The following is a 9894-nucleotide window of genomic DNA, read 5'->3' on the forward strand; positions in this document are numbered from 1 at the left end:
TCAATTTAAAGTGTGCTGATATGGCTCAGTTGGTAGAGCGCACCCTTGGTAAGGGTGAGGTCCCCAGTTCGACTCTGGGTATCAGCACCAGTTTTAAAAGCATGAGTTCGGTAAATTACAGAATTTGCCTGGCGGCTTTAGCGCGGTGGTCCCACCTGACCCCATGCCGAACTCAGAAGTGAAACGCCGTAGCGCCGATGGTAGTGTGGGGTCTCCCCATGCGAGAGTAGGGAACTGCCAGGCATCAAACACAGAAGCCCTGAACGAAAGTTCAGGGCTTTTTTGTATGCGAAAATCATACTGTGTCCATGAATTGGACCCCGTAAATACGGTGCGAATGGCATAAAAAAACCTCTGCAAAACGATGCAGAGGTTGTTATAAGGCATTGAATATTAATGAATAACTTGGGAAAGGAAGGCCCGGGTACGTTCTGATTTAGGGTTGGCGAAGAACTCCTGTGGTGGAGCTTCCTCAACAATCTCTCCGCGATCCATAAAGATCACTCGGTCCGCCACAGTACGGGCAAAACCCATCTCATGGGTTACACACAACATTGTCATGCCATCTTCAGCCAGACCAATCATCGTATCGAGAACTTCTTTCACCATTTCTGGATCCAACGCTGAAGTTGGCTCATCAAACAGCATGATTTTAGGCTTCATGCATAGCGAACGCGCAATTGCCACGCGCTGCTGCTGCCCACCAGAAAGCTGGCCCGGAAACTTATGCGCATGCTCCGCAATACGCACGCGCTGCAGGTAATGCATGGCCAACTCTTCCGCTTCTTTCTTCGGCAATTTTCGCACCCAAATCGGTGCCAATGTGCAGTTTTGCAGTACTGTAAGATGCGGGAATAAATTGAAATGCTGAAATACCATGCCGACTTCAGTACGTACGCGCTCTATGTTGCGTACATCATCATTCAGGTGAATTCCATCCACCACGATACGGCCTTGCTGGTGCTCTTCTAAATGGTTGATGCAGCGAATAGTGGTCGATTTTCCTGACCCGGAAGGCCCACAAAGAACAATACGTTCGCGGGGCTTCACCAGCAAATTGATATCTTTCAAAACATGGAACTGACCGTACCATTTATTCACGTTCTCGAGCGAAATCATCATGGCGTCAGCCGCATTAGTCATAATTTGTGTCATGTAAAACCTCAGTGCGATTTACGCCCGGTGTGGAAGCGCTTCTCCAGATACTGGCTATAGCGCGACATGCTAAAACAGAAAATCCAGTAAACCATGGCAGCAAACACATAACCCTCAGTCGACATTCCCAACCAGGTGGGGTCAACGGTGGCTTGCTGCACGCTACTGAAGAGATCGAACAGTCCGATGATGATCACCAGGCTGGTATCTTTGAACAGGGCAATGATGGTGTTGACCAATCCAGGAATTGTCAGCTTGAGTGCCTGCGGCAAAATCACCAGCATCTGCGTTTTCCAGTAGCCAAGCGCTAATGATTCCGCCGCTTCAGTTTGGCCTTTCGGTAATGCCTGTAAGCCACCGCGCACGACTTCAGCAACATAAGCGGACTGGAACAAAATCACGCCGACTAATGCGCGCACCAGTTTGTCGATGGTCGTCCCTTCCGCCATAAACAATGGCAGCATCACGGATGACATAAACAGTACGGTGATCAGCGGTACGCCGCGCCAGAACTCAATGAAAATCACGGATAATGTACGCACAACCGGCATAGTAGAGCGACGTGCCAGCGCCAACAGAATGCCCAACGGCAATGCGCCAGCGATACCAATTGATGCAATAATCAGCGTCAGCGTCAGACCGCCCCACTGGCGGGTTTCCACGCGATCCAGCCCGAGGTAGCCGCCATACAGCAGTAACCAGACAACGATCGGATAGATCACCGCCCAACAGGCAATATAACGACCACGACGCGGCATCGATTTAACGAACATCGGAATGATCGACAGTAAGCCAATCACCAAAGCCAGATTAATGCGCCAGCGCAGTTCGTGTGGGTAGAGCCCATACATAAACTGGCCAAAGCGCGCGTGGATGAACACCCAGCATGCGCCCGCTTTGGTGCAGTCAGCGCGTGTTTCACCAATCCAGTTGGCCTGGAAAACCAGCCAATCCAGCGCCGGTGGAACGACACTCCACATAATCCAGAAGCTGAACAGTGTAAGCAGAGTATTCAACCAGCTTGAGAACAGGTTTTTACGGGCCCAAAGCCAGGCTTTTCCCAACGGATTGCTGGGTACCGGCGGTGTTTCATGTGTGGTAACAGACATAATGATCCCGTTCTCTTAACGCTCAACCAGCGCAATTTTGCGGTTGTAGAGGTTCATCAGCAGAGAAATGATCAGGCTGATGATCAGATAGACCGCCATAGTAATCGCAATGGTTTCAATGGCCTGTCCGGTTTGGTTCAACACCGTACCCGCAAACAACGACACCATATCCGGATAGCCAATGGCCGCCGCTAACGATGAGTTCTTCACGATATTGAGATACTGGCTGGTCAATGGTGGAATGATCACGCGCATGGCCTGTGGAATGATGACCTGGCGCATCGTGACGGGGTTAGGCAAGCCCAACGAACGAGCGGCTTCACTCTGGCCGTGCGGCACAGATTGAATACCTGAGCGAATCACTTCGGCGATAAATGACGAGGTATACACCGACAGTGCGACGGTTAACGCCGCCAACTCAGGGATCATCACAAAGCCGCCGCGGAAGTTGAATCCGCGCAGTTCTGGCACATCCCAATGTGTTGCTGCACCAAATAAGGTGTGTGCGATCAACGGCAGCAGCACGATCAAGCCCGCAGCAGCCGGCCATGTGCGACGCAGTTGCCCGGTTTTGAGCTGATATTTCCGATTAAAACGAAACAGCGCCACGCTAGCGAGGATGGCCAGCGCCAGTGCGATCAGGAACGGCCAGGTGCCCGGGGCATAACCAGGCCACGGAACGTACAAACCACGGTTACTCACAAAAGCCAGGTCAAAGGCATTCAGCGCCTGACGAGGCCCCGGCAGGTTGCGTAATACCGCAAAGTACCAGAAGAAGATCTGCAGCAGCGGAGGGATATTACGAAACGTCTCAATATAGATAGTGGAGAGTTTACGCAGCAGCCAGTTTTCTGACAGGCGCGCAAGCCCAACGGCAAAGCCAAGGATGGAGGCAAATACAATACAGAGCGCGGAAACCAGCAGGGTATTGGTTAATCCCACTAAAACACACGCGCGTAGGTATCACCCTCAGTGTAATCAATCAGGTGTTGGACGATGCCGAAGCCGGCATTGCGCTCAAGAAATCCGAAACCGGACGTAATGCCGCGATTGGCCAGGTTGATTACTGTGTTGTGGACCAGGTATCCCACCACAGCAAGCACGGCCACAATCGCGATGATCTGGTAAAGCCAGGCGCGAACCGTAGGATTACCAAACGAAAAATCCCTCTTTACGGTTGGGCGTTGTGACATGTTGAAACCTCAGTGAAGAAAACGCTTGGGCACCGCAGGGTGCGGTGCCCGACTGGCAGGACAGAATTAGCGTACTGGCGGAGCGTACTGAATACCGCCCTGGTTCCAGAGAGCATTCTGGCCACGCGCGATTTTCAGTGCGCTGTCTTTACCTACGTTGCGGTCAAACACTTCCTGATAGTTACCCACCTGCTTGATGATGTTGTAAGCCCATTTGTTATCCAGCTTCAGGTCTTTACCGAAGTCACCTTCAGAACCTAACAGGTGAGCCATGTCAGGAGTGGTGGGTTTAGCCGCCATCTGATCGACGTTCTTATAGCTAATGCCCATCTCTTCGGCATTCAGCATGGCGTAGAGTGACCATTTAACGATGGTGAACCAGTCATCATCACCGCGACGCACCACTGGGCCCAGTGGCTCTTTAGAAATCACTTCTGGCAGCACGATGAATTCATCTGGCTTGCCGAGTTTAACGCGCAGCGCGTAGAGCTGAGACTGGTCAGAAGAGAGGGTGTCGCAGCGGCCGCTATCGAGGGCTTTCGCTGATTCATCAGAACGGTCGAAGGTGACCGGTGTGTACTGCATTTTGTTGGCTTTGAAGTAGTCGGCCACGTTCAGCTCGGTATCGGTACCAGCCTGAATACAAACGGTGGCACCATCCAGCTCTTTAGCACTTTTCAGACCGGCTTTCTTATGCGTCAGGAAGCCGATGCCGTCATAGTAGTTCACACCCGCAAACAGGAAGCCCATGCCGCCATCGCGTGATGAGGTCCAGGTGGTGTTACGAGACAGGATATCCACTTCACCAGACTGCAGTGCAGTGAAACGCTCTTTAGCGGTCAGCGGGGTGTATTTCACCTTACTGGCATCGCCAAATACCGCAGCCGCAGCGGCGCGGCAAACATCTACGTCGATACCGGTAAATTTGCCGCTCGCATCAGCGTAGGAGAAGCCCGGCAAGCCGTCGCTGATACCGCACTGTACGAAACCTTTCTTTTTAATGGCATCCAGCGTGGTGCCTGCGTGCGCTTGTTGAGTAACGGCGAACAGCGAGGCTGCAGCGACCAGGGTGGAAAGCATCATCTTTTTCATAAAGCATCCTGTGTGGCGGGATCGTGTGTTGTTATGTTTACGCGCACTTTAATGTGCGCTTTTTTCTGTCTGTGGCGGTGAGCCATCCACGACTCTGCAAAGCTAATGCCAGGTTTGCAGAATCCTGAATTCACTGGAAAGATCTTTTAATAAAAGGATGCATCCAGAAATTTTGGCTACTATCGCGCACCAAAAGGCAGCATGACGAGACGACACGATCACAAATAGTGCAAAAAGTTTCACTATATGGAAGCAGTGTGAGCCATCGCTCAGGATAAAATGTATACGTTTGCAGGATTGCGACTGAAACAGTGCAGGATCACAGGGGAAGCGGCAGGGCGGGCGTTATGACGTACAAAACACGCATCAAAAAGGCGCAAGAGTGAGGTGCTGAGAGAGGCAGAATATCACGGATGCAATTGCAACTATCGTTACCATATCCGCGACAATTGTTTCACCCGTTGCTAACGCAGGGAAACTACCTGCGCGACACAAACAAAAACGCCAACCCGAAGGTTGGCGTTAGCGCAGCAAAGAACGATTAGTTCATGCCGTATTTTTTCAGCTTCTTACGCAGGGTACCACGGTTGATACCCATCATCAGGGCTGCACGGGTCTGGTTGCCACGGGTGTACTGCATTACCATGTCCAACAGAGGCTGCTCAACCTCAGCCAATACCAGCTCATACAGGTCACTCACATCCTGACCATTCAGTTGAGCAAAATAGTTCTTCAGTGCCTGTTTAACCGAATCACGAAGTGGCTTTTGCGTCACCTGATCCTGTGAGTTAACGGTAGAAACAGTCAGTACATCAGAATTTACGCGTTGTTCGAACATAGTTCTTTCAGCTCTTTATTTCGTTTACGCAAGATTTTCGAAGTATGCCTCCAACGCCTCCAGCTGTTCGCTGGCATCCTCTATGGCGTTGAATGTGCGCCGAAACTGGTCATCAGGAGCACTTTCCTGCAAATACCAGGAAACGTGTTTACGAGCAATACGGTATCCCTTGCGCTGACCATAAAAGTCGTGCAGTTCCCGTATATGTCCAATCAGCATTTGCTTCACTTCAGCCAGCGGCTTCGGTGCCAGCAGCTCCCCTGTGTCCAGATAATGCTGGATTTCCCGGAAGATCCACGGTCTTCCCTGAGCAGCGCGACCAACCATCAGAGCATCGGCTCCGGTGTAGTCGAGCACCGCTCTGGCTTTATGCGGGTCAGTAATGTCACCATTCGCGATAATCGGAATGGAAACGCTCTGCTTAACTGTCCGAATGCTGTCGTACTCAGCAAATCCCTCAAACAAACAGGCGCGCGTGCGGCCATGAATGGTGAGAGCCTGAATGCCACAGCGTTCAGCCAATTGGGCAATCTCTACACAATTACGATTTTCTTTGTCCCAGCCGGTGCGAATCTTCAGCGTAACCGGTACATCCACTGCGTTCACCACCGCACGGAGGATTGACTCCACCAGTGACGGATGCTGCAGCAGTGCTGATCCAGCCATCTTACGATTCACTTTCTTAGCTGGGCAGCCCATGTTGATATCAATAACCTGCGCGCCAGACGCCATATTAATGCGTGCAGCAGCAGCCATCTCATCAGGATCGCAACCGGCAATTTGCACGGCGCGAATACCGGGCTCGTCACTATGCACCATGCGCAAACGGGATTTGTCACTCGCCCAAACTTCTGGGTTTGATGACAGCATCTCGGAGACAGTCATACCGGCACCGTTCTCGTAACATAACGTGCGAAATGGCTTATCGGATACTCCGGCCATAGGCGCAGCAATGAGTCGATTACGTAACTGATGATGTCCAATGCGCATGAAAAAGAAGTGACCCTAACTGTTCGCAAGGCGGCGTATATTACGCATTTTTTAATGAAGATGAAAGGCCAAACTTTGAACAATTCAGCGTTAAACCACAAAGAAATCGGCATGAACAGCAATGCTACAACTAATAATCTTTATAATTCATATGATTATAAATTTATGCTGAAATTGTGAGCAAAAGTTTTTCTTAAAACATGCCCAAAATCACGACATAAAACCGCCACATCCGGTAATTAGCCAGAGAAATGACGGCGATATGATTATTAATTGTACTAATTTGGTTGCTTTCAGAGTGCAGATTTGCCACCCATTGGCAGACAATCAACCACTGTCACTGTTTCGCCGGGCAAACAGCAAACCGGCCAGCAGCAGCGAGCCGGTAATAAGGCTTAGCGGCGCACACCCGTAATGCGACACCACTCCTCTTTTTCGGCCACGGCATCCAGCGTAAAGCGTTCCACATAGGCTTCACATACACCTTCCGCCTGGCTGGCCAAAACACCTGATAATCCTAAATGCCCGCCTGGTTTAGGCAATACGCTAATCAGCGGAGCCAGCTCGCGCAATGGGCCTGCGAGGATATTGGCCACCACCACATCTGCCTGCAGGTTTTCAGGCTGCTGGTGTGGCAGATAAAGCGACAGACGCTCAGATACGCCATTGCGTTCGGCGTTATCACGGCTGGCCTGAATCGCTTGTGGATCGATATCAATACCGATGGCCTGTGCAGCGCCAAGCTTCAGGGCGGCAATGGCGAGAATGCCGGAGCCACAGCCAAAATCGATCACCGTTTTGCCTTGCAGGTCGAGCCCATCGAGCCAGGTCAGACACAGCGAAGTGGTAGGATGCGTGCCGGTACCAAACGCCAGGCCCGGATCCAACATCACGTTGACGGCGGTAGGATCCGGCACGTCGCGCCAGCTCGGGCAGATCCACAGACGTTCACCGAAACGCATCGGGTGGAAATTATCCATCCACTCACGTTCCCAGTCTTTATCTTCGATCTGCTCGATCTTATGGTGGAAATTCGATCCCAGCAGCGGATGCTGGCTCAATTCGGCCACCACATCGTCCATCTCTGTTTCCGCATCAAACAGACCAATCACATCGGTATCGCCCCATAAACGGGTTTCACCCGGCAACGGTTCATAAACCGGATTGTCGTGAGTATCCTGAAACGTCACCGACACGGCACCGACATCCATCAGTGCATCGCTGAGCGGCTCGGCGTTTTCGCCGGTACTGTTAATTTTGATTTGAATCCAAGGCATAGTGTTTCTCTTTATTCCACTGCAGCGTGACGCGCGTCAGGCGTGCTGCCAAATAAGTTGCCCACCAGGAAGGCCAGCAGGCTTAAGGTCAATGACGGAACGATAGGGTGGAAGCCCCAAAGCTGAATATTCAAACTGGCGAGCAGCGTGTAGCAAACGGCACCGACGACCATGCCGCTGATCGCACCCGTTGAGTTAGCGCGCTCCCAATACAAGCCCAGCACCAGTGGCCACAGGAACACCGCTTCCAATCCGCCAAACGCCAGCAAATTGAGCCAGATAATCATGTCCGGTGGATTCCACGCCGCCAGCAGTAGCAGGATGCCAAGCACGAAAGTGATGGTGCCAGACAGCATACGCAGGCGCGCTTCGTTCTCGCTGTGCTGCGGTGCAATGCGCAAGTAAAGATCTTTGATCAGCGTAGCGGAGGATTGCAGCAGCTGCGCGTTAATCGTTGACATGATCGCCGCCATTGGCGCAGCAAGAAACACGCCGGCTGCCATAGGCGGCAACACGGTGATCATCAGCGTTGGGATGACGCGATCCGGAATGGTGAGATCGGGCAAGATGGCACGGCCCAACGCGCCAGCCAGATGCATGCCGAGCATCAGAATCACCACCACAATGGTGCCCAAAATAATGCCGCGGTGCATGGCTTTACTGTCTTTGTATGAAATGCAGCGCACCGCAGTATGCGGCAAACCAATCACACCAAAGCAGACCAGCACGGCGAAAGAGCTGAGGAACGTGGGATTGATGACGTTCCCGACACCTTCCGGCGACACGAGTTGAGGATCGATGGTGCGCAGTTTCGTCACGGCCGTTTCCAGCCCGCCCGCCTGATGGATCACGGCAAACAGCAGCAGGAAGGTGCCAATCAGCATCACCAAACCTTGCATCGCATCGTTGAGTACGCTGGCACGGAAGCCGCCAAACGCGGTGTACAACGCGATGGTGCCGCCAAAAATCAGTAAACCGGTATCGTAGGGAATGCCCGCAGCCGTTTCCAGCAGACGTGCGCCACCAATGAACTGTACGGTCATCGCGCCAATGAAGGCCACCAACAAGCTAATACTGGAGAGCCAGATCAGCAGTGTGCTGCCATAGCGGCCATACAACATGTCATTCAGCGTCACCGCGTTATAGCGGCGAGCAAGAATGGCGAATTTCTTTCCCAATACGCCGAGCGAAAGCCACACTGCCGGCACCTGAATCATCGCCAGCAATACCCAGCCGAGGCCATATTTATAGGCTGCGCCCGGCCCGCCAATAAACGAACTGGCGCTGATGTAAGTGGTGGTGATGGTCATGGCCAGCACAAATCCGCCCATCGAGCGGCTACCGAGGAAGTATTCGCTGAGGAAGTTGCCCTGTCGCTGCTTGCGCATAGCAAAGACGGATAATCCAGCGATCAATACCAGATAGGCTAACAGCGGCAGAATGATTTCACTGTCCATCCTGGTCCTCCAGCGACATGTCGCGATACAGCAGATGCACCATTAACCAGCACAAGACGATAAACAGCAGCGGGGCGAAAATGCAGGAGAGCTCAAACCAGTGCGGTAATCCAGTGATGCCGATCTCATTACCGCCTAGCCAGGCACAAAGGCCCCAGACGGTGAGATACGCCAGCGTCAGATAAAATGCCCAGCGCGCCTCTTTGTTCGCTTGTAAAAAACGCCAATCCATTATGTAACCTCTAAGGCAACAAAAATGAAAAAGGCCGGATTAACCGGCCTTTGTTTGCTCTGCGCTGCGATTACTTCTCGTGCAGGCCGAGTTTCTTCTCCAGATAGTGGATGTTGGTGCCACCCTGCTGGAAGTTTTCGTCGGACATGATTTTCATCTGCAGCTCGACGTTGGTCTTGATGCCGTCGATGATCAGTTCCGCCAGCGCATTTTTCATGCGCGCGATAGCCACTTCACGCGTGTCACCGTAGGTGATCAGCTTGCCGATCATCGAGTCGTAGTACGGTGGCACGGTGTAACCGGCATAGATGTGCGATTCCCAGCGCACGCCAAAACCGCCTGGCGCGTGGAAACGGGTGATCTTGCCCGGGCTCGGCAGGAAGGTGTTCGGGTCTTCGGCGTTGATACGGCATTCCACCGCATGACCGCGTACCACCACGTCTTCCTGTTTGATCGACAGCGGCTGACCGGCAGCAATGCGCAGCTGCTCTTTGATCAGATCCACGCCGGTGATCATCTCGGTCACCGGATGCTCCACCTGAATACGGGTG

Annotated in this window: 9 protein-coding genes, 1 tRNA gene, 1 rRNA gene and 1 pseudogene; 2 read left to right on the top strand and 10 right to left on the bottom strand. The window is 52.5% G+C overall.

The genetic code is table 11. The features are described from left to right. Positions 1-14: 14 nt before the first annotated feature. Together HA45_RS22920 and rrf are read left to right on the top strand one after the other, a co-directional pair. Positions 15-90, top strand: a tRNA-Thr gene (locus tag HA45_RS22920). A gap of 37 nt (positions 91-127) precedes the next feature. Then, a 5S ribosomal RNA gene (gene rrf / locus HA45_RS22925) occupies positions 128-243 on the top strand. Between the two features lie 150 nt (positions 244-393). Here rrf and HA45_RS22930 read toward each other — a convergent pair. The 10 genes and pseudogenes from HA45_RS22930 to HA45_RS22980 form a co-directional block, all read right to left on the bottom strand. Further along, the gene (locus HA45_RS22930; RefSeq protein ID WP_100700184.1) at positions 394-1155 is read right to left on the bottom strand and encodes an amino acid ABC transporter ATP-binding protein; all 762 of its coding nucleotides are present in this window, start codon (positions 1153-1155) and stop codon (positions 394-396) included. Positions 1156-1163: 8 nt separating this feature from the next. Continuing rightward, a complete protein-coding gene (locus HA45_RS22935) occupies positions 1164-2264 on the bottom strand; it encodes an amino acid ABC transporter permease (RefSeq protein WP_100700185.1) in 1101 nt (366 codons plus the stop codon). 15 nt (positions 2265-2279) lie between these two features. Continuing rightward, a pseudogene (locus HA45_RS22940) lies at positions 2280-3457 on the bottom strand (amino acid ABC transporter permease). Between the two features lie 66 nt (positions 3458-3523). Beyond that, a complete protein-coding gene (locus HA45_RS22945) occupies positions 3524-4549 on the bottom strand; it encodes an amino acid ABC transporter substrate-binding protein (protein ID WP_100700187.1) in 1026 nt (341 codons plus the stop codon). Between the two features lie 541 nt (positions 4550-5090). Then, positions 5091-5387 (bottom strand): DNA-binding transcriptional regulator Fis, encoded by a 297-nt coding sequence (gene fis, locus HA45_RS22950; RefSeq protein WP_003855228.1) that lies wholly within the window; start codon positions 5385-5387, stop codon positions 5091-5093. A gap of 24 nt (positions 5388-5411) precedes the next feature. Continuing rightward, entirely contained in the window at positions 5412-6377 is a 966-nt protein-coding gene (gene dusB, locus HA45_RS22955; protein WP_100700188.1) for a tRNA dihydrouridine synthase DusB, read from the bottom strand. Between the two features lie 395 nt (positions 6378-6772). Next, on the bottom strand, positions 6773-7654 hold the full coding sequence (gene prmA / locus HA45_RS22965) for a 50S ribosomal protein L11 methyltransferase (protein WP_100700189.1): 882 nt from the start codon (positions 7652-7654) through the stop codon (positions 6773-6775). 11 nt (positions 7655-7665) lie between these two features. Beyond that, on the bottom strand, positions 7666-9111 hold the full coding sequence (panF, locus tag HA45_RS22970) for a sodium/pantothenate symporter (RefSeq protein ID WP_100700190.1): 1446 nt from the start codon (positions 9109-9111) through the stop codon (positions 7666-7668). After that, complete coding sequence (locus HA45_RS22975) at positions 9101-9343, bottom strand: YhdT family protein (RefSeq protein WP_100700191.1); 243 nt, start codon at positions 9341-9343, stop codon at positions 9101-9103. Before HA45_RS22975 ends, panF begins: the two co-directional genes overlap by 11 nt. Before the next feature lie 70 nt (positions 9344-9413). Next, positions 9414-9894: ATP-binding protein (locus HA45_RS22980; RefSeq protein WP_495524946.1), on the bottom strand; the 481-nt coding region annotated here is incomplete at its 5' end.

This window comes from Pantoea rodasii (genome assembly GCF_002095465.1).
GTDB lineage: Bacteria > Pseudomonadota > Gammaproteobacteria > Enterobacterales > Enterobacteriaceae > Pantoea > Pantoea rodasii.

Excerpts from the sequence above, each read along its gene's own strand:
- HA45_RS22930 (WP_100700184.1), bottom strand. The coding sequence starts at position 1,155 with ATGACACAAATTATGACTAATGCGGCTGACGCCATGATGATTTCGCTC.
- HA45_RS22935 (WP_100700185.1), bottom strand. The coding sequence starts at position 2,264 with ATGTCTGTTACCACACATGAAACACCGCCGGTACCCAGCAATCCGTTG.
- HA45_RS22945 (WP_100700187.1), bottom strand. The coding sequence starts at position 4,549 with ATGAAAAAGATGATGCTTTCCACCCTGGTCGCTGCAGCCTCGCTGTTC.
- fis (WP_003855228.1), bottom strand. The coding sequence starts at position 5,387 with ATGTTCGAACAACGCGTAAATTCTGATGTACTGACTGTTTCTACCGTT.
- dusB (WP_100700188.1), bottom strand. The coding sequence starts at position 6,377 with ATGCGCATTGGACATCATCAGTTACGTAATCGACTCATTGCTGCGCCT.
- prmA (WP_100700189.1), bottom strand. The coding sequence starts at position 7,654 with ATGCCTTGGATTCAAATCAAAATTAACAGTACCGGCGAAAACGCCGAG.
- panF (WP_100700190.1), bottom strand. The coding sequence starts at position 9,111 with ATGGACAGTGAAATCATTCTGCCGCTGTTAGCCTATCTGGTATTGATC.
- HA45_RS22975 (WP_100700191.1), bottom strand. The coding sequence starts at position 9,343 with ATGGATTGGCGTTTTTTACAAGCGAACAAAGAGGCGCGCTGGGCATTT.